The 24,643-nt window shown below is 61.3% G+C and carries 20 protein-coding genes; 14 read left to right on the forward strand and 6 right to left on the reverse strand.

Annotated elements, in window-relative coordinates; genetic code table 11:
- The first annotated feature begins 355 nt into the window (after positions 1-355).
- The 5 genes from ABRP64_RS00245 (at position 356) to mobA (ending at position 5,601) form a co-directional block, all read left to right on the forward strand.
- Positions 356-2,143, forward strand: coding sequence for a long-chain fatty-acid--CoA ligase (locus ABRP64_RS00245; protein ID WP_349865006.1), 1,788 nt, complete (start codon positions 356-358; stop codon positions 2,141-2,143).
- Between the two features lie 61 nt (positions 2,144-2,204).
- Positions 2,205-3,320 carry a GTP 3',8-cyclase MoaA gene (gene moaA / locus ABRP64_RS00250; RefSeq protein WP_349865008.1) on the forward strand — a complete coding sequence of 372 codons (1,116 nt, stop codon included), beginning with the start codon at positions 2,205-2,207 and terminating at the stop codon, positions 3,318-3,320.
- An 11-nt stretch (positions 3,321-3,331) separates the two neighbouring features.
- Positions 3,332-4,531, forward strand: coding sequence for a molybdopterin molybdotransferase MoeA (locus tag ABRP64_RS00255; RefSeq protein ID WP_349865010.1), 1,200 nt, complete (start codon positions 3,332-3,334; stop codon positions 4,529-4,531).
- Positions 4,532-4,546: 15 nt separating this feature from the next.
- A complete protein-coding gene (gene moaC / locus ABRP64_RS00260) occupies positions 4,547-5,026 on the forward strand; it encodes a cyclic pyranopterin monophosphate synthase MoaC (protein WP_284850272.1) in 480 nt (159 codons plus the stop codon).
- The gene (gene mobA, locus ABRP64_RS00265) at positions 5,026-5,601 is read left to right on the forward strand and encodes a molybdenum cofactor guanylyltransferase (protein ID WP_349865012.1); all 576 of its coding nucleotides are present in this window, start codon (positions 5,026-5,028) and stop codon (positions 5,599-5,601) included. Before moaC ends, mobA begins: the two co-directional genes overlap by 1 nt.
- Positions 5,602-5,653: 52 nt before the next feature.
- Here the strand turns inward: mobA and ABRP64_RS00270 are convergent, their stop codons facing one another.
- Positions 5,654-6,133, reverse strand: coding sequence for a molybdopterin-binding protein (locus ABRP64_RS00270; RefSeq protein WP_284782557.1), 480 nt, complete (start codon positions 6,131-6,133; stop codon positions 5,654-5,656).
- 228 nt (positions 6,134-6,361) lie between these two features.
- Between ABRP64_RS00270 and ABRP64_RS00275 the strand changes: the two genes are divergently transcribed.
- Genes ABRP64_RS00275 through narI form a run of 5 tightly spaced genes read left to right on the forward strand, consistent with a single transcriptional unit; the run spans position 6,362 to position 14,661 of the window.
- Positions 6,362-7,687 (forward strand): nitrate/nitrite transporter, encoded by a 1,326-nt coding sequence (locus ABRP64_RS00275; RefSeq protein ID WP_284853516.1) that lies wholly within the window; start codon positions 6,362-6,364, stop codon positions 7,685-7,687.
- 18 nt (positions 7,688-7,705) lie between these two features.
- Entirely contained in the window at positions 7,706-11,443 is a 3,738-nt protein-coding gene (locus ABRP64_RS00280; RefSeq protein ID WP_349865014.1) for a nitrate reductase subunit alpha, read from the forward strand.
- The gene (gene narH, locus ABRP64_RS00285) at positions 11,443-13,035 is read left to right on the forward strand and encodes a nitrate reductase subunit beta (protein ID WP_126318814.1); all 1,593 of its coding nucleotides are present in this window, start codon (positions 11,443-11,445) and stop codon (positions 13,033-13,035) included. Before ABRP64_RS00280 ends, narH begins: the two co-directional genes overlap by 1 nt.
- Positions 13,036-13,043: 8 nt before the next feature.
- Entirely contained in the window at positions 13,044-13,871 is an 828-nt protein-coding gene (gene narJ / locus ABRP64_RS00290; RefSeq protein ID WP_284769850.1) for a nitrate reductase molybdenum cofactor assembly chaperone, read from the forward strand.
- A gap of 10 nt (positions 13,872-13,881) precedes the next feature.
- Positions 13,882-14,661, forward strand: a complete 780-nt coding sequence (narI, locus tag ABRP64_RS00295; protein ID WP_005280178.1) for a respiratory nitrate reductase subunit gamma — start codon at positions 13,882-13,884, stop codon at positions 14,659-14,661.
- A gap of 291 nt (positions 14,662-14,952) precedes the next feature.
- Here narI and ABRP64_RS00300 read toward each other — a convergent pair whose 3' ends face one another.
- From ABRP64_RS00300 to ABRP64_RS00310, 3 genes are read right to left on the reverse strand one after another with little or no spacing between them, the layout of a single operon-like run.
- A complete protein-coding gene (locus ABRP64_RS00300) occupies positions 14,953-16,335 on the reverse strand; it encodes a multicopper oxidase domain-containing protein (RefSeq protein WP_284782555.1) in 1,383 nt (460 codons plus the stop codon).
- Complete coding sequence (locus tag ABRP64_RS00305; RefSeq protein ID WP_349865017.1) at positions 16,336-17,535, reverse strand: beta-carotene 15,15'-monooxygenase; 1,200 nt, start codon at positions 17,533-17,535, stop codon at positions 16,336-16,338. It lies immediately after the preceding gene.
- Positions 17,525-18,601 carry a DUF8744 domain-containing protein gene (locus ABRP64_RS00310; protein ID WP_284782554.1) on the reverse strand — a complete coding sequence of 359 codons (1,077 nt, stop codon included), beginning with the start codon at positions 18,599-18,601 and terminating at the stop codon, positions 17,525-17,527. Before ABRP64_RS00310 ends, ABRP64_RS00305 begins: the two co-directional genes overlap by 11 nt.
- Positions 18,602-18,670: 69 nt before the next feature.
- On the opposite strand from ABRP64_RS00310, the gene ABRP64_RS00315 reads away from it, so the two are divergent.
- From ABRP64_RS00315 to ABRP64_RS00330, 4 genes are all read left to right on the forward strand, one after another.
- Positions 18,671-18,931 (forward strand): DUF2249 domain-containing protein, encoded by a 261-nt coding sequence (locus ABRP64_RS00315; protein ID WP_284769854.1) that lies wholly within the window; start codon positions 18,671-18,673, stop codon positions 18,929-18,931.
- A gap of 84 nt (positions 18,932-19,015) precedes the next feature.
- Complete coding sequence (gene modA, locus ABRP64_RS00320; RefSeq protein ID WP_284852160.1) at positions 19,016-19,777, forward strand: molybdate ABC transporter substrate-binding protein; 762 nt, start codon at positions 19,016-19,018, stop codon at positions 19,775-19,777.
- 3 nt (positions 19,778-19,780) lie between these two features.
- Complete coding sequence (locus ABRP64_RS00325) at positions 19,781-21,637, forward strand: ATP-binding cassette domain-containing protein (RefSeq protein WP_349865019.1); 1,857 nt, start codon at positions 19,781-19,783, stop codon at positions 21,635-21,637.
- Positions 21,638-21,641: 4 nt separating this feature from the next.
- The gene (locus ABRP64_RS00330; protein ID WP_284796325.1) at positions 21,642-22,301 is read left to right on the forward strand and encodes a helix-turn-helix transcriptional regulator; all 660 of its coding nucleotides are present in this window, start codon (positions 21,642-21,644) and stop codon (positions 22,299-22,301) included.
- Here the strand turns inward: ABRP64_RS00330 and thrB are convergent.
- Entirely contained in the window at positions 22,288-23,217 is a 930-nt protein-coding gene (thrB, locus tag ABRP64_RS00335) for a homoserine kinase (RefSeq protein ID WP_284852162.1), read from the reverse strand. The two genes, ABRP64_RS00330 and thrB, sit on opposite strands and share 14 nt — an antisense overlap.
- 23 nt (positions 23,218-23,240) lie before the next feature.
- Positions 23,241-24,584: a homoserine dehydrogenase gene (locus ABRP64_RS00340; RefSeq protein WP_284769858.1), complete on the reverse strand. Its 1,344-nt coding sequence runs from the start codon at positions 24,582-24,584 to the stop codon at positions 23,241-23,243.
- Positions 24,585-24,643 lie beyond the last annotated feature (59 nt).

Here is a 24,643-nt window from a genome sequence, read left to right on the forward strand (position 1 = left end):
ACCAGGTCCATAGTTGGGATCCGCCCTCCCCCACTTCAGGGAAGCTTGGGCGGGTGCACTGGAAGCCGATGTGTATTTTTCTTATCTTTTCGCCCTCGTGCCAAGGCGCTAGCGCGCCTTGCCGGGGCAATAAGCATGAGGCCTCTTCCGGTTACCTTAAGGGAAATCCCCCTTGTAGCCAGTACGCGGGGGCGGAAGAATTCAAGAAACGACTGTGGGCAATGTATAACGATGGGACCTGTCACTGGGCCCGATTGCATAGGATTGGGAAGATTTTCCCGCTTTCCTATCAGTCGAAGGCAATTATAGCGCATTCGCTTCGCGGTGAGTACTTGGACACCGCTACAGTGGAAGCATGCTTTCCACGATGATGGATATTCCCCTGTCTTTAACCCGTATTTTGGAATACGGCGCGTCAGTGCACGGCAATACCACTGTTACCACTTGGCACGGCGAGGGAACCGGGTCCGAGTTTGGCCCCGCAGAAAAGGTTACCTTCCGCGATATCGCTGCACGCGCAGCAGCCTTTGCCCATGTTTTACACGATGACCTTGGCATCACCGGCGATCAGCGCGTGGGTAGCTTCATGTGGAATTGCGCTGAGCACCTCGAGGTCATGTTTGGCTCTGCCTGCAAGGGCGCGGTTTTCACCCCGCTGAATAAGCAGCTAATGAATGACCAGATTCGCCACATCATCAGCCACGCCGAGGTCTCCGTCATCGTGTGCGATCCCCGGCTCGCCCCGCAGTTGGGCACGGTTTTAAACGGCGCGCCATCTGTGCATTCGGTGATTTTTACCGGTTCCCAATCGCCGCAGCGCTTTGCCCACCATTTCCCGCGCGGCATCGAGTTTTATTCCTACGAGGCGCTGCTGGATGGCCGCTCTACCATCTACGATTGGCCCGAGCTCGATGAGCGCACCGCCGCCGCATTGTGTTATTCCACCGGCACCACCGGCTCACCGAAGGGCGTTTTATACTCCCATCGCTCTCTCTATCTCGAGGCCATGCAGCTGCGTTCCTCGGATTCGCTGTGCATTACCCACGGCGAGACCTTCCTGTGCTGCATTCCCATCTACCACGTGCTGAGCTGGGGCGTTCCCTTTACGTGTTTCATGACGGGCACCCCGCTCGTGCTTCCCGATGCCGATGTCTCCGCCCCCACCCTCGCCAAGGTCATCGCGGCCACGTCGCCGCGCGTGGCCCACGGCGTGCCCACCATCTGGATCCAGCTCTTCGTGCACTACATGCACAATCCGCCAGAGCGCATGACGCTGACGGAAATTTTCGCCGGCGGCTCCCCTGTGCCGCCGCAGCTTATCAAGATGTGGGAGGAGCATTACGGCGTCGACGTCGTGCACGTCTGGGGCATGGTGGAAACTTCGACGGTCGGCAGCGTCGCCCGCCCGCCGCAGGGAGCGTCCGGCGATACCCGCTGGGCTTATCGCATCTCCCAGGGAAAGATCGCCGCCTCGCTGCAATACCGCGTGGTCAATGACGGCCAAGTGGTATCGAAGACCGACCGCAATGCCGGTGAGCTCCAGGTGCGTGGCAACCTCGTGACCGGTTCTTATTATCATTCCCCCACCGCTGAGCCGGGTGAAGTGGCTTCCGAGTTCCGCGGCAAGCCGGTCGAGGCCGCGGAGTCCAAGTTCACCGCAGATGGCTGGTTGCGCACAGGCGATGTTGGCTCCGTAACGAAGGACGGCTTCCTCACCGTGGAGGACCGCGCCCGCGATGTCATCCGCTCGGGTGGCGAGTGGATCTATTCGGTGCAGTTAGAAAACCTCATCATGGCCAATTCCGATGTGGTGGAAGCCGCGGTAATTGGCTACCCAGATAAGCAGTGGGTGGAACGCCCCCTCGCCGTGACCGTCTTGGATGAACAAGCCTCTCCCACCATCGAAACGGCCGAAAAATTGCGCCAGAGCCTGCGCAAGGAATTGCCTAGCTGGATGCTGCCGGAGTACTGGGCCTTCGTAAAGTCGATCGATAAGACCTCAGTGGGCAAGTTTGATAAGAAGGATCTGCGCACCCACTTGGCGGAAGGCGATTACAATATCATCCGCCTCAAGGGCCCAGGTGAAGCCCAGCGCCTTGACGAAATCAACGAAAGCGATTTTAACCGGGAAAACGAGGAATAATCATCGGCCAGGTTGCGTTGTGGCTTGGTGTACCTTGTTTCCCACTCTTAGACTGGCAGCAATGACTTCACCAACGCCTTCTTCTTCAGCGGTGTCCCTGCCCCTGCCCACCGTGGGCCGGACGCAGCCGCCGGAGGATTTACCTGCCGCGGCAAGCGACGGCACCCGCGCCTTGGTTGATCGCTACGGCCGCAGGGCACGCGACCTGCGTGTGTCCCTCACGGACCGCTGCAACCTGCGCTGCACGTACTGCATGCCAGCCGAAGGCTTAGAGTGGATGCCCACGCAGCAAACGCTGTCCGATGAAGAGACCATCCGGCTTATCCGCCTCGGCGTGGAAAAGCTCGGCATCCGCCAGGTGCGCTTTACCGGCGGCGAGCCGCTGCTGCGCAAATCCTTGGAAAAAATCATCGCCGCTACCAAGGAACTCACCACGGATGAAGGCATTGCGCCGTCGACGGCGCTGACTACTAATGGGTTGGGCTTGGAAAAGCGCGCCGCAAAGCTTGCCGCAGCAGGCCTCGACCGCATTAATATCTCGCTAGATACCATCGATCCACAGCGCTATGCCGCACTCACCCGGCGCGATCGGCTAGCCCACGTGCTCGAAGCCATCGCCGCCGCAGCCGATGCCGGATTGAATCCCGTCAAGATCAATGCCGTGGTCATGCCCGGCGTCAATGAAGCAGATATCGTCCCGCTGGCGGACTATGCGCTGCACCAGGGCGCCCAGCTGCGCTTTATTGAGCAGATGCCGCTCGGACCGCGGGAAAAGTGGCGCCGCGAAGACATGGTCACCGCAGATGACATCTTGCACCAGCTACAAAGCCACTTTTCCATGCGCCCGGCGCGCGAGCCGCGCGGATCAGCCCCGGCCGCTTTATGGGATGCTATTGCCCCCGATGGCACCGCCGGCAAGCTCGGCATCATCGCCTCCGTAACCCATCCCTTCTGCGGCGACTGCGACCGCACCCGGCTTACCACCGATGGTGCCGTGCGCAACTGCCTGTTTGGCAATTCCGAAACCCAGTTGCGGGATCTCATGCGCTCTGGCGCCAGCGACGAGGAATTAATGGAGGCGTGGGCCGGGGAAATGTGGACGAAGAAACCGGGCCATGGCATTGATGATGAGGGCTTTTTGCAGCCGGATCGTCCCATGTCTGCCATAGGCGGCTAATCTAATTATTTATGTCCGCATCGCGTTCCATTTCTGAGCACCTTTCCGCGGTTTTGGCACTGGCGCCGACACCGCGCGCAGAGTCCGTACCCGTTGGCCCCGCGCTGTGCGGACGGGTATTAGCGGAGGATGCGACCGCGCGCTTTCCCGTCCCACCGTTTGCCAATTCCGCCATGGATGGATTCCTCGTCCGCGCCGCTGATATTTCGGGCCCGGGACCGTGGACGCTGCCGGTCGCAGGCGATGTCCCCGCCGGTGCTACCGCTCAGGCAGTACCCGCCGGCCAGGCCGTTCGCATCATGACCGGGGCCCCGGTGGGCGATGCCACTGGCTTAATCGTCGTCCCAGTAGAAAACACCACCGTCCCGTCTGGTCCCACGGAGTTGCCGCGCGAGGTCACCATCACCGCCGCGCCTGCAAAAACCCATATCCGCCCCGCTGGAGAAGATATACAACCCGGCACCATAGTTGCCCCTGCCGGCGCCACCGCGAACGCGGCGGTTATCGCGGCGCTTATATCCACCGGCATCTATTCTGTAAAGGCTTACCGGCGCCCGCGCATCGCGGTGATTTCTTCCGGCAATGAGCTATCCGCCTATCCGGATGAACTCGCCCCAGGGCGCCTGCCGGATTCCAATGGGCCGATGCTCGCCTCCCTCGCCCACACGGAGTCCTACTCGCACGTGGGCGACGATCCTGCGGAGTTATCCAGATTGTTCGATGAGCTCAGCGCATCCCACGACCTCATCATTACCTCCGGCGGGGTATCGGCCGGCGCTTTCGATGTGGTGCACGGGGTGCTGGGCACGGGCGATAATTCGTGGTTCGGGCACGTTCACCAGCGGCCCGGTGCGCCGCAGGGCATCGGCAGGTGGCGGGATGTTCCGGTGCTTGCGCTGCCGGGCAATCCGGTGGCGGCTTTCGTCGGTTTCCAGCTCTATGCACGCCCGCTTATCGCCGCCTTATCGGGCCAGCCGCACCCGCGGGAGACCGTGCAGCTGAGTGCGAAGGTGGAGGTTTCGCTGCCATCGGCAAGCGCACGCCCCATCATCGTTCCTGTGACCGTAAGCTTTGCGGGAAAGCCCAGGATTACTGGCGCGTTAAGCCGTGGCAGCCACCGGGTGGTCTCGCTGGCCGGTACGAATGGGTATTGCATCATTGATGGACCTGCCCCCGCCGCGGGCGAAGAGACCACCGTTTATCTGTATTAAAGAGGAGAATGTTTCATGGAGTTTACCCACCTCAATTCCGCCGGCACCGCCTACATGGTCGATGTGACCGAGAAACAGCCGACCGTGCGCACCGCCACGGCCGAGGGTGAGGTCGCCTGTTCCCCGGAGGTCATGACCGCGCTGCGCGAGGGCACCGTGCCCAAGGGTGACGTGCTGGCGGTCGCGCGCATCGCCGGCATTTCTGCGGCGAAGAAGGTCCCGGAGCTCCTGCCGCTCGCGCACACCATTGGCGTGCATGGCTGCGCGGTGGATCTGGAGCTTGCCGATGCCCACGTGAAGATCACCGCCACCGTGCGCACCGCCGACCGCACCGGCGTGGAAATGGAGGCTCTGACCGCGGTCAACGTTGCCGCCTTGGCGCTCATTGACATGGTCAAGGGCGTCGACCGCTCTGCTTTTATTCGTCGCTGTGGCATCGTGGCGAAATCGGGCGGGCGCTCCGGCGATTGGTCTAGGACCCTCTCGGAGGCTTAATGGACGGCGCGATCATTCTGGCCGGCGGGCAATCGCGCCGCATGGGCGGGGCGGATAAGGCACAGGTGCGCGCCTTTGGCCTGCGCTTGGTGGACCGCCTGCTGCGCCAGCTTCCCTATGGCATGCCGTCTATCGTTATTTCCCCGCATTACCTCAGCCTGCCGCAGGTGTGCGAGTCGCCGCTTTTCGGCGGCCCTGTCGCCGGCATCGAAGCTGGTGCGCGCGCTTTGTCGCATTGCGACCGCCTGGCACTCTTCGCTGTGGATGCTCCCGATTCCCCGCAGCTCCTCCCGCACCTTAACTACGCGTTGCAGGCCGCGCCCAGCGCCGATGCCGCGATTACCCGCGCCGCGGATGGGTACTTACAGCCCCTGTGTTCGCTGTGGCATACCGATGCGATCTTCGAACGCTTGGGCGCGCTGGAGTCGACCCGCGATGTCTCCGTAAAAAGGCTTATCCGCGGCGCCGATTTCGTCGAGGTGGCCGGCACCGGTGCCGAGCGCGATTACGATACCCCTGCCGAATTGCAGGACATTCCACCGCACCCCGCCCTTCGCGCTCACCGGCGCGGCTAAGGCAAGTACACGCCGCCCTCCCCGTGAGCGCGAAGGGATGGTGAGGGAGGCATTATTCGCCGCGGGAGCGAAAGACATCGGCAAGCAGCGGCGCAATAACCCCAAGGGCATCTGCCACGGCGCCGGTGGATGAGGCGCAATTGATAATGAGGCTGCCGCCGCCGTGGTCGGTCATGCCGATGATCCCGCGGGACAGACCCGCCTTGGGCGAGGACTCGAGCCCGCGCAGGAGCACCTGGGTCTCCAGGCCGTAGAGGCGGGCCTTGATATAGCGCTCGGTGACCTCTGGGGTCAGGTTCGTCGCCCCGATGCCGGTGCCGCCGATTACCACGACTATATCGGTGCCGGTATCCACGGCGGTCCGCAGCGCGTCGTCGACTGGCTTAAGGCCCTCCGGCACGATGCTCGGTGGCGCGACATCGATGTCGTGGGTGCGCAGGATTTCTGCCGCTTTCTCCCCGGCGCGGTTCGGTTTTTCCCCGGCCAAAATGCGGTCCGAGCTGACGATTATCTGTGCCTTTCTTTGGGACATAAGTCTCATTCCTTTCCCACTGTGGAGTGTGGTTAATATCACATCATTCAGTTTTCGACACCAACACATTTGGGGCACGGGGCTAACCTGCGGCATCGGAATCGATCAAGAATTACGCAACATTTGTATGCCGTAATTAGATACGGATTTTACCGTTTTTATTTACCTTTTCGAGCATAGTCGCCGGTAGATTAAGGAGTTGAACGACCTACTACCTGTGAGGAAATCATGACCGCTCTTGATACCTCAGGCAAAGTCATCCAAGGTTGGGATCCAGAAGATTCCGACCACTGGGATTCCAAAATTGCCTGGCGCACGCTGTGGATCTCCACATTTGTTCTTATCATTGGCTTTGCCACTTGGTACCTCGTATCGGCAATTGCCCCGCAGTTGAACCAGATTGGTTTCGACTTAACCCGCAGCCAGCTCTACTGGCTAACAGCCATCCCCGGATTGGCGTGCGGTATCTTCCGTCTCGTCTTCATGTTCCTGCCGCCCATCCTCGGCACGCGCAAGCTCGTCTTCAGCTCCTCGCTGCTGTTTATCATCCCCATGCTGGGCTGGTTCTTCGCGGTACAGGACTCCTCCACCCCGTACTGGTGGCTGATGACCCTCGCCTTCCTCTCCGGCATCGGCGGCGGCGTGTTCTCCGGCTTCATGCCCTCGACCGGCTACTTCTTCCCCAAGCGCCTGTCCGGTACCGCGCTGGGTATCCAGGCCGGCATCGGTAACTTCGGTATCTCCTTTATCCAGCTGGTTGCCCCATGGCTCATGGGCTTTACCCTGTTGGGTGTAGGTTTTGTTGCCCCGCAGCGCACCGATGACGGCGAAATCTTTGTCCACAACCCCGCCATCTTCTTGGTGCCGTGGGCCATCGTCGGCGCATTCCTGGCATGGACCCTGCTCAAGGATGTTCCCGTGAAGGCGAATTTCCGCCAGCAGATGGACATCTTTGGCAATAAGAACACCTGGATTCTTACCGTCGTCTACTTCATGACCTTCGGCGCATTTTCAGGCTTCGCCGCGCAAACCGCGCTGCTTATTAACCAGATCTTCGGCGAAGGCTCCGAATTTGCCGGCACCTACGAGAACCTGCCCGCCGGCGCGAGCTACGCCTTCCTCGGACCACTTATCGGTGCGCTCGTCCGCGCCCTGTGGGGCCCGCTGTGCGATAAGTTCGGCGGCGCCATCTGGACCTTCATTGGCTGCCTGGGCATGACCATCTTTACCGTCGTGGCTACCTTCTTCCTCACCCCGGACGAGCCGGATGAGGTCTGGTGGTTCCTGGGCACCATGCTCATTTTCTTCTTCTTCACGGGCTTGGGCAACGCCGGCACGTTTAAGCAAATGCCCATGATTTTGCCCAAGCGCCAAGCAGGCGGCGTTATCGGTTGGACCGGTGCCATCGGCGCCTTCGGCCCGTTTGTCGCAGGTGTCTTGCTTTCCATGATGTCTGCACCGACGTTCTTCTGGGGCTGCGCCGTGTACTTTGCCATTACCACCGTGTTGGTGTGGATCTACTACGCCCGCCCCAACGCCCCATTTCCCGGATAATTAGGAGCTTTCAACCCCATGACTGCATACTTCGCGCCCGAAAAGGGCTCTTCAAATCCGCTCTTTAAGTTCGGTGCCTACCTGCGCAAAGGCGAAGCTACCGATTCTGGTCAGCAGCTTTTCTTAAAGGGCGGCCGCCAGGCGGACGTCTTTTACCGCAACCGCTGGGCCTTCGACAAGATGGTGCGCTCCACCCACGGCGTGAACTGCACCGGTTCGTGCTCGTGGAAGGTCTACGTCAAAGACGGCGTCATCACCTGGGAATCCCAGGCGGTGGATTACCCCACCACTGGCAATGACATGCCGGAATACGAGCCCCGCGGCTGCCCGCGTGGAGCCTCCTTTTCCTGGTACACCTACTCTCCTACCCGCGTGCGCTACCCGTATGCCCGCGGCGTGCTGGTAGATATGTTCCGCGAGGAAAAGGCTAAGCACGGCGATTCCGTCCTGGCTTGGCGCGCCATCCAAGAGGACCCCGAAAAGCGCAAGGCGTATATCTCCCAGCGCGGCAAGGGCGGGCTCATCCGCATCTCTTATGAAGAGGCCATCGACATCGCCTCGGCCGCGCACGTCTACACCATCCGCAAGTACGGTCCTGACCGCATCAACGGCTTTACCGTGATCCCGGCCATGTCGCAGATTTCCTATGGCGCGGGCATGCGCTTCTTGCAGACCATCGGCGGCGTCGCGCTCTCCTTCTATGACTGGTACGCCGACCTGCCGCCGGCATCCCCGCAGACCTTCGGCGACCAGACCGACGTCCCGGAATCCGGCGACTGGTACAACTCTTCCTACCTCAGGATGTGGGGCTCGAATATCCCGGTCACCCGCACCCCGGACGCCCACTTCATGGTGGAATCGCGCTACAAGGGCACCAAGGTCGTCGTGGTCTCGCCCGACTTTGCGGATAATACCAAGTTCGCCGATGAGTGGGCCCGCATCGAGCCAGGAACGGATGCCGCGCTCGCCTTTGCCATGGGCCACGTCATCTTGAAGACCTTCCACGTGGACCGCCAGGAACCGTACTTCCTGAACTACATGCGCAAATACACCGACTCGCCCTTCCTGGTATCCCTGGAAGACCACGGCGACGGCACCTACACCCCAGGCAAATTCCTCACCGCCTCGCAGCTTGCCGATGCCACCTTGAACTCCTCCCCCAACGCCACCCACCGTGGCCTTGTGATGGAAGAAGACGGACGCATCGTTGACCCAGGCGGCACCGTGGCAGACCGCTGGGATAACGAGAGCGCCAAGTGGAACCTGGCGCTGGATAACGCCGATCCGGTCATGTCCATCGCAGAAACCGATCGCTTTGACACCGCCGAGGTGCTCTTCCCCCGCTTTGACCTGGATACCAACCCAGAGGACGTGGGGACCGACAAGCCCATTGGCGCGGGCATCGTCCACCGCGGCGTCCCCGTCCGCGAGGTCGACGGCAAGCTGGTTACCACCGTCTTCGACATCATGCTCGCCCACTACGGCGTCAACCGCGAGGATCTCCACCTGCCGGGTAGCTGGCCGAAGGACTTCCACGATGCCAGCGAGGTCGGCACCCCCGCCTGGCAGGAAGAGCTCACGGGCGTGGCTGCCGATACCGCCATCCGCATCGGCCGCGAATTTGCACAAAACGCCGCGGATTCCAAGGGCCGCTCGCAGATCATCATGGGCGCGGGAGTCAACCACTACTTCCACGCCGATAATATCTACCGCACCTTCTTGGCGCTGACCTCCATGTGCGGCACCCAGGGCGTCAATGGCGGCGGTTGGGCACACTACGTGGGTCAGGAAAAGCTGCGCCCCATCAACGGCTGGACCCAGTGGGCCATGGCCGCCGACTGGCAGCGCCCGCCGCGCCACATGATTTCTACCGGCTTCTACTACTTCGCCACCGAGCAGTACCGCTACGATAATTCGCGCGCGTCCCACTTGGGCTCGCCGCTGGCTAGCCACGGTTCCATCGGGGACAAGATGGTCTCCGATACCATGGCGGAATCCATGCGCCGCGGCTGGATGCCGGCCTACCCGCAGTTCAACCGCAACTCCCTCTTCCTTGCCGATGAAGCCGATGAGGCCGGCATGGACATCAATGACTACGTGGTCCAAGAGCTAGAAAGCGGCCGCCTAGAGTTCTCCTATGACAACCCGTCTGCCGAGGAGAACTGGCCGCGCATCCTGCTCAACTGGCGCACCAACCTGCTCGGCTCGTCCGCCAAGGGCACCGAGTTCTTCCTGCGCCACCTGCTGGGCATCGACTCGGACGCTACCGCGGAAGAACTCGCCCCCGAAGACCGCCCGCGCAGCATCAAGTGGGTGGATAAGGCACCGGAGGGCAAGCTGGATCTGATGATGACCACGGACTTCCGCAATACCTCCACCACGCTGGTTTCGGACCTCATTTTCCCGGCCGCAACCTGGTACGAAAAGCACGACATGTCCTCTACCGACATGCACCCGTACCTGCACTCATTTAACGCGGCGATTAACCCGCCGTGGGAGGCCCGCTCGGACTACGAGGTCTTCCGGGACTTGGCCGCAGCGCTCTCTGATAAAGCCACCAAGTGGCTGGGCGTGCAGCGCGATGTCATTACCCAGCCGAGCCACCACGACAGCCCGGACGAGCTTGGCATGCCCAACGGCATCGTCCCCGACCCCGAAGAACAGGGCCTTATCCCTGGGGTCACGATGCCAAAGCTGCACGTTGTCGAGCGCGATTACACCAAGGTCTACGAAAAGTGGGCGCACTTGGGCCCGCTTCCCGCCAAGGCCGGCACCGGCGTGCACGGCACCAAGTTCAACGTAGAAAAGCAGGTCAAAGAACTCGAGCTCATCTGCGGCACCACGGAGACCTCCATGGGCGAGCTGGTGGATCTGTCCAAGGACACCAAGGTCATCGACGCCATCTTGCACCTGTCTGGTGTCTCCAACGGTGAGCTAGCCAAGCAAGGTTTTGAGTTCCTATCCTCACGCACCGGCAAGGATCTGACGCCACTGGGCACTCCCGATGAAGACGTACGCATCACCTGGGATGACATCAAGGAACGCCCGAAGGAGGTCATCACCTCTCCCGAGTGGACCGCCGATAAGCGTAATAAGCGCCGCTACACCGCCTTTTCCATCAACGTCGAGTTTGATAAGCCGTGGCACACGCTGACCGGCCGCATGCAGTACTACATCGACCACGACTGGTTTATGGACTACGGCGAATCGCTGCCGATCTTCCGCCCACCGCTAGATCACGTCCACATGCACGGCGAATTCGCGCCGGGCACGGAATTGACCAATGACCGCGGCGAGGCCGAAGTCACGCTGCGTTACTTGACCACGCACAATAAGTGGTCCATCCACTCGCAGTACTTCGACAACCTGCACGTGCTCTCCATCTCGCGCGGTGGCCAGGTGGTCTGGATGTCCAATAAGGACGCCGAGAAAATCGGTGTGACAGACAATGACTGGGTTGAGGTATATAACCGCAACGGCGTTGTTTCCGCCCGCGCCATTGTTTCCCACCGCATCCCGGAGGGAACTATGCTGTGCAACCACGCACAGGAGCGCACCGTGGGCACGCCGATCAACGAGCACACCGGCCGCCGCGGCGGCACGCACAACTCGCTGACCCGCATTTCCATCAAACCGGTGCACATCGCTGGCGGCTATGGCCAGCTGACCTACCACTTCAACTACATCGGCCCTACCGGCAATAACCGCGATGAAGTCACCCGCGTGCGCCGCCGTTCCCAGGAGGTATCCTACTAATGAAAGTCATGGCCCAAATCTCCATGATCATGAACCTGGACAAGTGCATTGGTTGCCACACGTGTTCAGTTACCTGTAAGCAGGCATGGACCAACCGCGAAGGCACCGAGTACATCTGGTTCAATAACGTCGAAACCCGCCCCGGCCTCGGCTACCCGCGCACCTGGGAGGACCAGGAAAAGTGGAAGGGCGGCTGGGAGCGCACGGCATCCGGCAAGATCAAGCCCAAGGCCGGCGGCCGCCTCAAGAAGCTGGCTACCCTCTTCCACAACCCCAACCTGCCCACCATCCAGGATTACTACGAGCCCTGGACCTACCAGTACGAGGACCTGATGGGCGCCGAGGCGGGCCAGAAGACCCAGCCGACCGCCAAGCCGGTCTCCCAGATCGACGGCCGGGACATCGGCAAGATTGAATGGTCCTCCAACTGGGACGATAACCTGGGTGGCTCTACTGCCACGCTTGACGATGACCCCGTGCTCCACAACATGAACCTCGAGGTCAAGAAGGAAATCGAAGACTCGTTCATGTTCTACCTGCCGCGTATTTGCGAGCACTGCATGAACCCGACCTGCGTATCCTCCTGCCCCTCCGGTGCGATGTACAAGCGCACCGAGGACGGCATCGTCTTGGTGGACCAGGACCGCTGCCGCGGCTGGCGCATGTGCGTATCCGGCTGCCCGTATAAGAAGGTCTACTTCAACCACAAAACTGGCAAGGCCGAAAAGTGCACGCTGTGCTACCCGCGCCTCGAGGTGGGACAGCCCACCGTGTGCTCCGAGACCTGCGTGGGCCGCCTGCGTTACTTGGGCGTCATCCTCTACGATGCCGACCGTGTCGCCGAGGCCGCCTCCACCGAGAATGAGCAGGACCTTTTCGAGGCCCAAAAGTCGATCATGCTCGACCCACACGATCCAGAGGTTGTCCGCGCAGCTCAGGCCGAGGGCATCCCGCACTCCTGGATCGACGCCGCGCAGCAGTCGCCGATTTACGATCTCATCTTCAAGTACGGCGTCGCTCTGCCGCTGCACCCGGAGTATCGCACGCTGCCGATGGTCTGGTACATCCCGCCGCTGTCGCCCATCGTTGACAAGGTGACCGCAACCGGCAACGACGGCGAGGACCACAAGATCCTCTTCTCGGCGCTATCGAATATGCGCATTCCGCTGGAATACTTGGCAGGCCTATTTACCGCCGGCGATACCGTCCCGGTAGAAAAGTCGCTGCGCCGGCTCGTCGCTATGCGCTCGTATATGCGCGATATCAACCTGGGCAACGAACCGCAAGAGGAGATCGCCCAGGCAGTCGGTATGACGGGCAGGGACATGGAAGGCATGTACCGCCTGTTGTCCATCGCTAAATACGATGACCGCTACGTCATTCCCACCGCCTCGCCGGAATCCCCGCGCGGCATTACCGATTTGGATCCGTTTGGCGATGTGGACCCAGCCAAGGCCTCCGAAGACGTCTTCCACGACCTTGGCATGGGCGCGCCCGAGGCCTGCACCCACGGCGCCGAACCGCAAGGTAAGGTCTCGCTGCTCTCCTGGAGCGGCGACCGCCCCGATGCCATGTTCCCGCCGCGGAAGTAGGTGAAGCCGTGAATATCTTCGATAAACTCCGCAAACGCCAGGAATCCCTGCAGCGGCAATCGGCCCAGCAGGGTGGCGATGCCCCCGTGGCAGGATTCGGAACACCCGCTGGCATCGGTTCCATGGGCGGTGCCAAGGACGTCGAAAAGACGCTGCGCACCCACACAGGTCAAGTCCCCAATGAATTTGTCACGCCGGTCGAGGTCACTGAAGACCAGCGGCGAATCGTCGCCATGGCCGTGTCCGTGCTGCTGAATTACCCCGGCGAAGATATCTTTGACCGCCTCTCCGCGGTCGAAGACCAAGTAGATGACCTGCCGCTGGCCATTGCCACCGACTTCATCAACTTCGCCGAATGGGCCCGCAGCATCGGCCCCCGCGGCTTGGAAGAACACTACGTCGAGACCTTTGACCAGCGCCGACGCTGCGCGCTGTACCTGTCCTACTTTGCTGTTGGCGATACCCGCCAGCGTGGAATGGCCATTTTGTCCTTCCGCCAGCAATTAGAATCGCTCGGCTTCGAGATTTCGGATGCAGAGCTACCTGATCACCTCTGCGTCGTCCTCGAAGCCCTCGCCATGAGCGAGGGGGATACGCACGAGCGCGCCGTCGAATTAGTGGCCAGCTACCGCGAAGGAATCGAGGTGCTGCGCGCGGCCCTCGCCCGCGAGCGTTCGCCGTATGTCAGCTTGATCGTCGCGCTGTGCAAGGCCCTTCCAGAAGTCGATTCTGATACCGCGCAAAAGTACGTCGATCTCATCCGCACCGGCCCACCCGCCGAGATGGTCGGCATTGCAGACCTTCCCTTCCCCACTACCCAACCAGACCTCGTCTAGGAGCCACATCATGTTTGATAACTTCCTCTGGGGTGCCTTCCCGTGGTTAGCCATCGCGGCGTTCTTTGTGGGCATCTTCTGGCGGTGGCGTTCCGACCAATTCGGCTGGACCACCCACTCCTCCCAAATCTATGAATCCAAGCTGCTGCGTTTATCCTCGCCGCTTTTCCACTGGGGCATGGTCTTCGTGGTCATTGGCCACCTAATGGGCTTGGCATTCCCCAAATCTTGGACCCAGGCCGTTGGCATCAGCGACCACGCCTACCATCTCTTGGCCACCATCCCCGGCTCCATCGCCGCTCTGGCGGTCCTGCTGGGCTTTGCCGGTTTGCTGTACCGCAGGCTAAAGAACCGCTCCGTATTCTTGTCCACCTCCACCTCGGATAAGGTCATGTACGCGCTGCTCGGCCTCGCACTGGTATCGGGTTCTTTTGCCACCTTTACCCTGCAGCTTTTTGACCTCGCCGGCACCGGCGGGTACGACTACCGCGAAACCATTTCCCCGTGGCTGCGCCAGCTGTTGATCTTCAACATCCAGCCAGACCTCATGGCCAGTGCCCCGTGGCAATTTAAGGTCCACGTCCTCTGCGGATTCACCATCATCGCCGTGTGGCCCTTTACCCGCCTTGTCCACGCGTTCTCGGCGCCGGTCGGCTACGTTACCCGCCCGTACGTGGTCTACCGTTCCCGCGATGAGCGCACCACCCCGATGCGCTCCAATACCGCGTGGGAGCCTATCCGCTCCAACCGGAAGCAATTGGAAGGAGAAACCCCGGGCCACGGTGCCTAGGTAGTTCCTCGGTCCTTTCACCGCTGCGCGCTGTCCAATATTTGGATGGCCCGCGGCGGTTTCCTTATGTCTACGTTTACTCCGGCGCTCCCCATGCACCCACCACTCGCCTCCCACGCGCCCTTCGCGCTCACCGGCAAGGCGGTGCGCCCGTAGATACTTCCACCCAGTGAGCGCCAAGGAGAGGCTAGCAATAAAGAACCCCGCCCCTTCGCGCTCACGGGGAGAGGTGGAACTACCTATCGGCAGTGCCCTGGTGAGCGCGAAGGACGGGGTGGGGTTGGCAACGCTTTATTCGGTAACGACGAACTTGCCGTGCTGTCCCTTTTCCGCGTTGGTCATGATGTGGTTGACAAAGGAATAGGTTCCGGGCTCGTTGAAGGTCATTTCCACAAACCCGCCTTGCGCGGGAAGTAGGTCGAAGGCCTGCGAACCGGTCTTATCCTCGTCCTTGATGAGGTAAGCACCTTCCTTATAGGCGGTATCAAATTGCTCGCCCACCACGTGGAAGCTAAGCGGCTGATCGGGGCCCACGTTCAGGATCCACAGGCGGACGGTATCGCCTACCTTGGCCTTGATGGGGTCGACGTCGTACTGGCTGGGGTAGTAATTAAAGGCCATGAGGTCGAAGTCGCCGTCGGCCACGCGCTGGGCGTCAGCGCCGGTCTTTTCCTCACCGAGGAATACATCGTTGGCGATGAAGTTGTACTCGGCATCCACGTCCTTGAGATCTGGTGGATCGATGATGACGTTGCCGGCCATGCCGTTGGCGATGTGCAGGGACATCGGGGCGGTTGAGCAGTGGTACATCCAAATGCCGGAGCGATTCGCGGTGAATTCGTAGGTTAGTTCTTCCCCGGGCTGGATGGACTTCATGTTTTCATCCGGGTTGACCTCACCGGCGTGGAAGTCGATGGAATGGGCCATGCTGCCCTCGTTCTTGATGGTGATCTTGAACTTATCGCCCACCTTGCCGCGCAGCGTCGGCCCTGGCGCCTGGCCATTAAAAAGCCATTGCATCTGCTTAACTCCTGGGGCTACCTCAACGATTTCCTCGGTCATCGACCAGGTTTCTTCATGCGTGGTGGTATTAGCCGCCGGCGCCAGGGAGGCGTCATAGGCGCTAAAACCTTCGCGGGAGGCACCGAGTTCGGCGGCGCTCGGAACATCAACGTGCGGGTTGGATGCCCCTGCCACGGCATGGTGGTGATCGTGCCCGCCGGTGCTTGGCGCGGAATCGTCCACGTTGACGTCAAAGGTCATACCTTGCAGGCGGTGACCGGCAATGGTGCAGTAGCCTTCGATGCTGGATTCGATGACACCGGCATCGAGCTGCACGGTATCGCCGGGATCGACGCGGCCGGTTTCGGCATCACCAATCTTTAGATCGTGGACTTGGTCCCCGGTATTGGTGAAGTTAACCACCAAGTGGGTGCCGGGATCGATATCAACGTGGTTGGGGACGAAGGCCATACCATCGACTTCTACGTCAATGGTGTGGGTTTCACCTTCGGCAACAGAGCTTGATGGCTGGGAGTCCTTAGAGGTGGTATTGACTAGGGCGAGCGCGATTACCGCGGCCAGCGCGATACCGATAAGTAACCACGAGGCCCATTGGGAGTTGCCGGACTCCGGCGGCTTATCCTGTGGCTGTGGGGAAGAAACACTAAGCATTTAATTCTCCAGATTCTGTTGTTGGTAGACGGCGCGGCCCACGGCAAGCACGTTTAATGCTAAGCCCATCCCCATGAGGATAAGCCCAGCAGGCAGGGCGTTGACAAGGCTCAGCAGGGCGCCGAGGTTGATGAGAACGAGTCGGGCAAAACCGGCGCGGTCCGCGGTATCCCGGCCGTGGTGCACCTTGGCAGGACCGCCTCCCACCAGCGTGGGCAAGAGGTGGTGCAAGACGCCGGTGACCAGCTGCAAAATGCCGCCGCCGATGAAGGCCGGAACCAAAAACAGCGTGATGACGCGCGGGTAAGCGCCGAGCGCTGCGGCGACGGCATCGCCGGCGCACAGGGCCACCATCCACAGCAGTCCTGCGATAACGGATACCGATGCTGTGGTGAGCCGAGGGTTGCGCCCCAGCACGGTGGCCAGGACGGGTTGGATGATCATGATGGCGGCGAGCACGACGAGCAGCTGGGCGATGCCCGCCGCGCGCGTCCACCCCACCGCGCCGCAGACCATGGTCAGGGCTAGCCCGGTGCAGTGGACGATGAGCCCGCGCGTACACCTGGTGCGCGCGGTGGGCGAAATCGCGGTGCTGGACAAGGTGGGAAGGAGCGTCACGATGGTGCCCACGATGGTCAGCCACGCAAACCCCCACACCATGCCGCGCGAGTGGGCGGCCACCAGGAAGGAATAGTTGCCTACGCCATTGCCGCTTAAGATCACCAGCACCACGGAGGCAATCATGAAGATGGATGCGGCCGCATAAAACGGCACCGTCACCGCAAACGATCCGGAAAGCGAGCCGCGCAAGCGCGTGTAGATAAAGACGAGCTGCCAGGCAAGGGCGGCGATGATGAGGAGGGAGGCGGCATCGGCAAGCAGGCCCCAGTCATATCCGGCGCGATCGATAATGAGCAGGACAAGGCCCACCTGGATGAGTACCACGCGTGCGCCCACGCCCCGGTATCCGTTATTGGCGGTGCGTGTAAGCGCCTCGGTGAAGTGGGTGGAAAATACAACGATGGCCGTGGTCAGCGCGCCGATGGTCAGCGGGTGGATGAGGTCCCACCACACCACGGGCGCGCCCAGGTGACCCGCCACGTTGATGCCGATGCCGATAAGCACCCACGCGCCGATAAGGGCTGCGGTCACGATGTGCCAGCGGCTGCGGGCGGCCAGGGAAATGTCATTAATGTGCACGGTGGGCCTCCTTCACCGACAAAGTAATGCCGCAGGCGAGGAAAACCAAGATGGCGGCGATGGTAGTCAGCCCGCCTACTTGGTAGGCGACGGTGTGGCGGGCGACATCGGCAAGAATGCGCAGCGCCAGCCCGCCGTGCAGGACCGCTACGGGGAGGAACAGCACCGGATGGTAGGGCAAGTGGCGGCGGATGACAGAGGTAATAATGATGGGGGCATGGGCGAAAATCATGGACATGACAAAGCCCAAAAAGATGGCGTGCACCGAGGCGTCGTAGGCAAAGCCGGAGCTTTCGCCATAGAGCAGCCAGAAATAGCCGCCGAGGGCCAACCAAAAATACCCGGCGAGCATGCACGCGGCGGAATAGCGCGGCAGCCCGCGCGAGCGCACTAGGTTCTTCGCCACGTCCACGCGCACGGTAGAAACCGCAACGCCGATAAGCGCCGCGCCCATCGCGCGATAGCCCACTGCCGGGGAGAGGATATAGACCACGCTGAGCGCCGCCAACCCCAAAACCCACAGCGTAATCCGCTTTTCCGCCTGCGTGCCGGCCATGGTGATGCGGGCCAGCTCCATGCGCTCGCCGATGATCGTCGCTACCACGTAGAGCACGCACAGCGGCATCGCGGTAGAAAACGCTGGCTCCATGGCCCACAGCAGTGCCGCCGCTACCCCGCCGATGACGCCGGTGGCCTGCACAATGATGGACAGGGCGGGCTGGCGCCGGTGGATGGTGGCATAGATAAACCCCAGCACGATGAAGCCGGCGGCAAAACACAACGCCGGAACCTGCCGCGGCAGGCCGGCCACGATGCCCACAAAACCGGCGGCGTGGAAGATGGGGCCTGCCCAGGCCCACCGCGTACGCACGGCGACGGCGCGCTCCAGCCCGATAGCGCCGCCGACAAAGCCAAAGACCATCAAGGGACCATGATCTGCGGCGACGGAGGCAGCCGGCGAGAACCCCACGCCGAGCAGGGATGCTCCCGCGGCGAGCCCAACCAGCAAGGACAGCCCGGCGCAGGCGAGGAAGAAGAAGCGGTGCGCGAGCCTATTATTTATCACGGTTTTAATCGTACTAATATTGGTGGCAAGGTAAAACCTCACCCCACCTCCGAAAGGATGATCCTCACCATGGAACTTCCCATCACCGATTCTTCCCAGCAGAACTCCATCCCCACGCTCAACGCGACCGAAATCCCCCACGCCGTGCGTCACGGTGCCATCCACGGCGCTTTGGGCACCCTGAACGTGGGCCAAGCCATGATCCTCATCGCCCCACACAACCCCCTCCCCCTACTCAAGGAAGTAGAAGAGCGCGCGGAGAAATTTGAGCTGTCGTACCTCAAGGAAGAAGAAAACGACTATCACATCAAGTTCACGCGAATTTCGTAGTGTATTTCCGTGCCAATCGATAGGCTATGTGCTGATAACTTCATCTCTCATACTAAGTTGCCTACATAACACGGAACATTCACTATGAATAAGAAATTTGCCGCAGCCGCCGTGGCTGCGACCGGGCTGGCGCTCTCCGCCTGCTCTCCCGATACCTCCACTACCTCCGATGCGGAGGAGACCAGCTTGAACCTACTGGCTGCATCGTCCACCCGCGTCATCAACGATGAACTGGAAAAGCGCGCTTCCGAGTTCGACGCCCCGGTAAACCTCGAGTTCCAAAATGGCGGCTCTTCCGACTTGGTCAATAAGCTCAGCGAGGGCGCTCCTGCGGACTTGCTGCTTACCGCGTCCAAAAAGACCATGGACAAGGCAATCAATGACGGAACCGTCAAGGACCCGAAGGTGCTTGCCACCAACGTCATGGTGATGGTCGTGCCGAAGGGCAACCCGGGCAATATCCACTCCATCGAGGATCTGCAGAACGAAGACCGCTTCGTCATCTGTGACCCGCAGGTTCCCTGCGGAGATATCTCTTCCCAGATCATCGAAGAAAACAACCTGGACGTAAAGCCCGCCTCCCAGGAGCAGCAGGTCGCTGACGTTTTGGGCAAGGTCGTCTCCGGTGAGGCCAATGCCGGCTGGGTCTACTCCACCGACGCCGCAGCCGCTGGCGATGATGTAGAGGTTATCGAGATTCCGGATGCTGATAAGTTTGCCAACCAAATCCTAGGCGCAGTCTCCGCCGAGGCTGAGCACCCAGAAGAGGCACAAAAGGTCCTCGACCTATTGGCCGATGACTTTGATAAGGCCTGGGAAGAGTACGGCTTTAACCCAGCAGATTAATCAATGACCCCTCCCCAGCCCATCCGCCTTAGGTATCCCCTCGTTATCGGCCTTATCGGCCTCATCGCGGTCGTTGTCATCCTCGTTCCCGTAGCCTCCTTGGGGCTGCGCGTACCGTGGGACCGCCTCGGCGAATACCTCGCCAAACCGGAGATTTGGGACATGCTCAAGCTGTCTTTCACCGCGGCATTCCAATCAATGCTGCTGGCGATGGTGCTGGGGACCGGCCTTGCCCTTTGGGTCCAACAGCTTGGCCGGGGCAGCGGCGTTATCCGCCTGTTCATCTATTTGCCCTTGGCCATGCCACCCGTGGTGGGCGGTTTGGCGCTGACCGCCGCCATCGGTCGCCGGGGCTATTTGTCCCCGCTTCTTGACGCCGTAGACTTCCATTTTGCTTTTGCTTTTCCCGGCGTCATCGCCGCGCAGTGCTTCGTCGCCTTGCCCTTCGTCGTGGTGGCGGTCGATTCCGCTCTGCGCCAATTGGATCAGGAGATTTTGGCCTCTGCCGCCAGCGTGGGGCTTTCCCGTTGGGAGGTACTGCGCAAAATCACCATCCCCTCCATCGCCCCTGCCTTGGCCACCGGCGCCGGCCTTGCCTTTGCGCGGTCCCTCGGCGAGTTCGGCACCACGCTGACCTTCGCGGGATCCCAGCCGGGCGTGACCCGCACGATGCCGCTCGGCATTTACTTGGAACGCGAGGTCGATACCGATGGCGCCTACGTCTTGTCCGCCATCCTCATCGCGATGGCGATTGTCTGCCTCGCCCTCGCAGGGCTGCCCTCGCTCCTCCAGCGTTCCTATCAGGCGCAGGCGCGCGAGCTGCACAGCATGGACTACGAAAAGCTCAGCGCCCTGACGGCCCCGGAAAAGGCCCCCACCCTAAACGTCACGGCGGACGGGGAAACCACGGAATTTACCCCGCGCGCGATCACGGCCATCGTCGGTTCCAATGGCTCGGGCAAGACCACACTCATGGGGCGCATCGCCGGGCGGCTGACCGGCGCGGAGATTACCGCCGATCCAGATGAGATCGTCCTGCTTACCCAGCGCCCCGGCCTGCCGCCGCGGGCCACCGCCAACCAGGCCATTGCGATGGTCACCCGCGATAAGCACCGCGCCACGGAATTACTGGAGGCAGCAGGATTACGGGAGCTTAACGATGTCCCCGTGCCCGCCCTCTCTGGCGGCCAGGCCGCCCAAGTGGCCCTCGTCCGCGCGCTTGCCGCACGGCCCACCATCCTGATTCTGGATGAGCCCTTGGCGGCCATCGATGTGGAATCCGCCAGCAAGTGGCGCCGCTTCCTGCGCGCTACCCGCCGCGACCGCACCACCTTGCTGGTGACCCACAATGCGTTGGATATTGCCGGGCTTGCCGATGACATGGTGGTCATGAATTCCGGCCGCGTCACCGCCCACGGGCCTGCCGCAGACCTCCTCGATGTCCCACCCACCGGCTTCGTGGCTAATATCGCAGGCCTCAACCGCGTGGAAGGCACCGTCACAGAGGCGACTGCTACCGAGACCGTCATTACCTGCGGGAATGCCACCATCACTGGCGGGCCCGCCGATCTCCGCGCCGGCGATAAGGTAGCGGTCACCTTTAAACCCAGCGACGTGCACCTTACGGCTGAAGCCTCTACCGGGGTCAATCACTGGTCCACCAAGGTCATCGCGGTAGAAGCTGCCAGCATGGCTGATGCTCGATTAAGCCTAGATATGGACGGGCACACCATCACTGTGCCGGTGAGTAGGCAGGTAGCTTTAGGTATTGATACGGACGATACCGTATCCTATAGCGTGGCTAAAGATAAGATTTCTGTTAATCAAGCCCCTCATCAGCACTCAGAGATACGAAGTTAATCGCATGCCTAATTCGCTCCCCCGCCCCAGCACCGAACTCTTCCCAGAAGCACTCAAGCTTTCCCCTAAGCAGCGCGAGGTGCTCACGCAGCTCCAGCACTACCCGCGAGGAGCCCGTGCGGCGGAGGTAGCAAAAGATTTAGGCATGCACGTCAATACCGCGCGCGGGCATATCGATGAGCTCATTCATGTCGGTGCCGTCACCGCCGTTCCAGAGCACAGCACCGGTCGCGGACGCCCGTCCCTGATTTTCCAGGCGCGCGTGCCAGATAACCGCGCCATCGCAGACGAATACGTCAGCCTCATTAGCGTGCTGACCTCGATGCTCGCGGGCAAAGAAGAGCTCGATGATTTCTCTTCCCCACAGGCCCGGGAGCTGGGACGCCAATGGGCGCGCGCCACGGGCGCGGACATTCACAGCGGGGCGCTCGATACCCTTTTTGCCACCCTACGCGATATGGGTTTTGATCCTTCGCAGGGCGCAGATCCTTCCGAAATCGAGTTGAATGCCTGCCCGTTCGTCTCCTCCGGAACCACCCCGAGCCCCTTTGTCTGCGCCATACACGCTGGCTTTTTGCAGGAAGCCAGCGGTACGGACGCGGACATCGCCTTAACGCCGATGCAGCGCCCCGAAGTGTGCCAGATCGAGATTAAGCCTGTGTAACTTCCACGCGAACCGGGCCCGCGACCTTGAGATCGAAGACGCGCAGGCCCTGCTCGCGGGCATCATCGAGAATACTCTCGTCGATGTCCTCCGTGTGCAGCACCATCACCGTTGGCCCCGCTCCGGAAAGATAGGCGGCGTACCCGCGGTTGCGCAGGCGGTTCACCCACTCCGCGGTCACGGGAAGCACGTCGGCGCGATACGGCTGGTGTAAGCGGTCGCGGGTGCCTTCCCACAGTAACTCCGGGTAGTTCTGCAATGCGGCTACCTGGACGGCGGTGCGGGAGACGTTAAAGGCGGCATCGGAATGCGTCACGTGCGAAGGCAGAACGCGACGCACCGCCTGGGTGGAGGCGTGGGAATCCGGCACCAGCGCGGTCGCCCGAATATCGGGATGCACGTTGATGGTAGCGGCCTTGTATTCCGGTAAGGATCGGCCATCGACAGGAACCGTCGTCCACGAGACCACGGCACTGCCCAGTACCGAGGCGGCGGCATTATCCGGGTGGCCCTCAAACGCCGAGGACAATTGCACGAGCTGATCTTGGGTCAGCGGGCTGCCCGCCAAGGCATTGCCCGCGGCCACGCCGGCGACCGCTGTAGACGCCGAAGAACCCAGGCCGCGCGATTGGGGAATCGTATTATGCGAAACCACGCGCAGCCCCGGCACCGTAGCTTCGGCCGCAGATAGGGCGGACCGGATGGCCTTAACCATCAGGTGCGAGCCATCGCGCGGGAGGTCTTCTGCCCCCTCGCCAAAAATCTCCACCTCAAGGCCGGAGGGAATGACCTCCACCTCGGCGGTGTCATACATGCTCAGTGACATGCCCAGGGTGTCATAGCCCGGCCCCAGGTTCGCCGTGGAGGCGGGGACGGTGACTATCGCTTTGGTGCCGACTTCAACTTCGATGCTCATGGTGACTAATATATCGAACCGGTTTAGCTGCCCAGGCGGATGACCGAGTGAACGGCCTTGACCTCATCGAGCTCGCCCAAGGCGGAGACGATGTTTTCCAGGGTCGCTTCCTTGGCAGCGTGGGTGACCACGATAAGGCGCGCGGTGTCCTCGCCGTCTTCCTGGCGCACGGTGCGCAGGGATACCCCATGCTGTGCGAAAAGCGCGGAAATAGCCTCCAAGACGCCAGCGCGGTCCTGGACTTCCATATCGATGTGGAAACGGGTATCAACCTCGCCGAAGTCCGCAATCGGCAAGTTAGCGTAGGTATTCTCGCCAGGCGCGCGGCCGCCGTGGACGATATTGCGGGCGGCACCGACGACATCGCCAAGCACGGCCGAAGCAGTGGGGTTGCCGCCAGCACCATTGCCGTAGAACATGAGCGATCCGGCTGCCTCAGCCTCGACGAAGATGGCGTTATAGGACTCGCTGACGGTAGCCAGCGGGTGCTCCTTGGCCACCAAGGTCGGGTGCACGCGCGCGTTGACCACTTCGGATCCATCCTCGCGGCGCAGGCGCTCACAAATGGCCAGCAGCTTGATGGAATAGCCGGCATCGTTTGCCGCGGCAATATCGTCTGCCGTGATATCGGTAATTCCCTCGCAGTGCACGTCCTCGAACTTCACGCGGGTGTGGAAACCGATGGAGGCCATGATGGCGGCCTTGGACGCCGCGTCATGCCCCTCCACGTCCGCGGTGGGATCCGCCTCGGCATAGCCCAAGCGGGTGGCTTCTGCCAGGGCCTCGTCATAAGTGGCGCCGGTGGATTCCATGGCATCCAAGATGTAGTTGGTCGTGCCGTTGACGATGCCAGAGATGCGCTCAATCTGGTCACCTGCCAGGGAGCGACGCAGCATACCCACGACGGGGATGGCGGCGGCCACGGCGGCCTCAAAGTAGAGGTCAACGCCGGAGCGTTCCGCTGCCTGGGCCAATTCATCAGCATGCGCAGCAACGAGCGCCTTATTCGCCGTCACCACGGACTTGCCGGAATTAAGCGCGGTCAACACCAACTCGCGCGGGAAATCTATCCCACCGATGACCTCCACCACCAAGTCAATATCATCGCGGGAGATCAGGGCCTTGGCATCATCGGTCAACAATTCGCTGGGCACGCCCGGGCGCAGCTTATTCTTGTTCTGGATGGCGATGCCACGGATCTCTGCTGGCCCACCGATGCGATGAGCAAAGGCATCCGCATTCTCATCTAAGAGGCGGAAAACTTCCGCGCCCACGGTGCCGAATCCAAGCAGCGCGATGCCAACGGTTTCGCCTTCACCCTTGCCGGTACGCGAATGTAGCTGTAGCTCACTGTTTGAAGCATCCATAGTCCGTCTCCATGTCGATTTAGTGGTGGAAAATGTCTCCCGCTGTATGCGGCTACAGG

This window comes from Corynebacterium sp. KPL4015, assembly GCF_040225725.1.
Taxonomy (GTDB): domain Bacteria; phylum Actinomycetota; class Actinomycetes; order Mycobacteriales; family Mycobacteriaceae; genus Corynebacterium; species Corynebacterium rhinophilum.

Excerpts from the sequence above, each read along its gene's own strand:
- ABRP64_RS00315 (WP_284769854.1), top strand. The coding sequence starts at position 18,671 with ATGGAACTTCCCATCACCGATTCTTCCCAGCAGAACTCCATCCCCACG.
- ABRP64_RS00270 (WP_284782557.1), bottom strand. The coding sequence starts at position 6,133 with ATGTCCCAAAGAAAGGCACAGATAATCGTCAGCTCGGACCGCATTTTG.
- ABRP64_RS00275 (WP_284853516.1), top strand. The coding sequence starts at position 6,362 with ATGACCGCTCTTGATACCTCAGGCAAAGTCATCCAAGGTTGGGATCCA.
- ABRP64_RS00245 (WP_349865006.1), top strand. The coding sequence starts at position 356 with ATGCTTTCCACGATGATGGATATTCCCCTGTCTTTAACCCGTATTTTG.
- ABRP64_RS00255 (WP_349865010.1), top strand. The coding sequence starts at position 3,332 with ATGTCCGCATCGCGTTCCATTTCTGAGCACCTTTCCGCGGTTTTGGCA.
- moaA (WP_349865008.1), top strand. The coding sequence starts at position 2,205 with ATGACTTCACCAACGCCTTCTTCTTCAGCGGTGTCCCTGCCCCTGCCC.
- ABRP64_RS00325 (WP_349865019.1), top strand. The coding sequence starts at position 19,781 with ATGACCCCTCCCCAGCCCATCCGCCTTAGGTATCCCCTCGTTATCGGC.
- ABRP64_RS00330 (WP_284796325.1), top strand. The coding sequence starts at position 21,642 with ATGCCTAATTCGCTCCCCCGCCCCAGCACCGAACTCTTCCCAGAAGCA.
- ABRP64_RS00300 (WP_284782555.1), bottom strand. The coding sequence starts at position 16,335 with ATGCTTAGTGTTTCTTCCCCACAGCCACAGGATAAGCCGCCGGAGTCC.
- mobA (WP_349865012.1), top strand. The coding sequence starts at position 5,026 with ATGGACGGCGCGATCATTCTGGCCGGCGGGCAATCGCGCCGCATGGGC.
- ABRP64_RS00280 (WP_349865014.1), top strand. The coding sequence starts at position 7,706 with ATGACTGCATACTTCGCGCCCGAAAAGGGCTCTTCAAATCCGCTCTTT.
- thrB (WP_284852162.1), bottom strand. The coding sequence starts at position 23,217 with ATGAGCATCGAAGTTGAAGTCGGCACCAAAGCGATAGTCACCGTCCCC.
- ABRP64_RS00340 (WP_284769858.1), bottom strand. The coding sequence starts at position 24,584 with ATGGATGCTTCAAACAGTGAGCTACAGCTACATTCGCGTACCGGCAAG.
- narI (WP_005280178.1), top strand. The coding sequence starts at position 13,882 with ATGTTTGATAACTTCCTCTGGGGTGCCTTCCCGTGGTTAGCCATCGCG.
- moaC (WP_284850272.1), top strand. The coding sequence starts at position 4,547 with ATGGAGTTTACCCACCTCAATTCCGCCGGCACCGCCTACATGGTCGAT.
- modA (WP_284852160.1), top strand. The coding sequence starts at position 19,016 with ATGAATAAGAAATTTGCCGCAGCCGCCGTGGCTGCGACCGGGCTGGCG.
- narH (WP_126318814.1), top strand. The coding sequence starts at position 11,443 with ATGAAAGTCATGGCCCAAATCTCCATGATCATGAACCTGGACAAGTGC.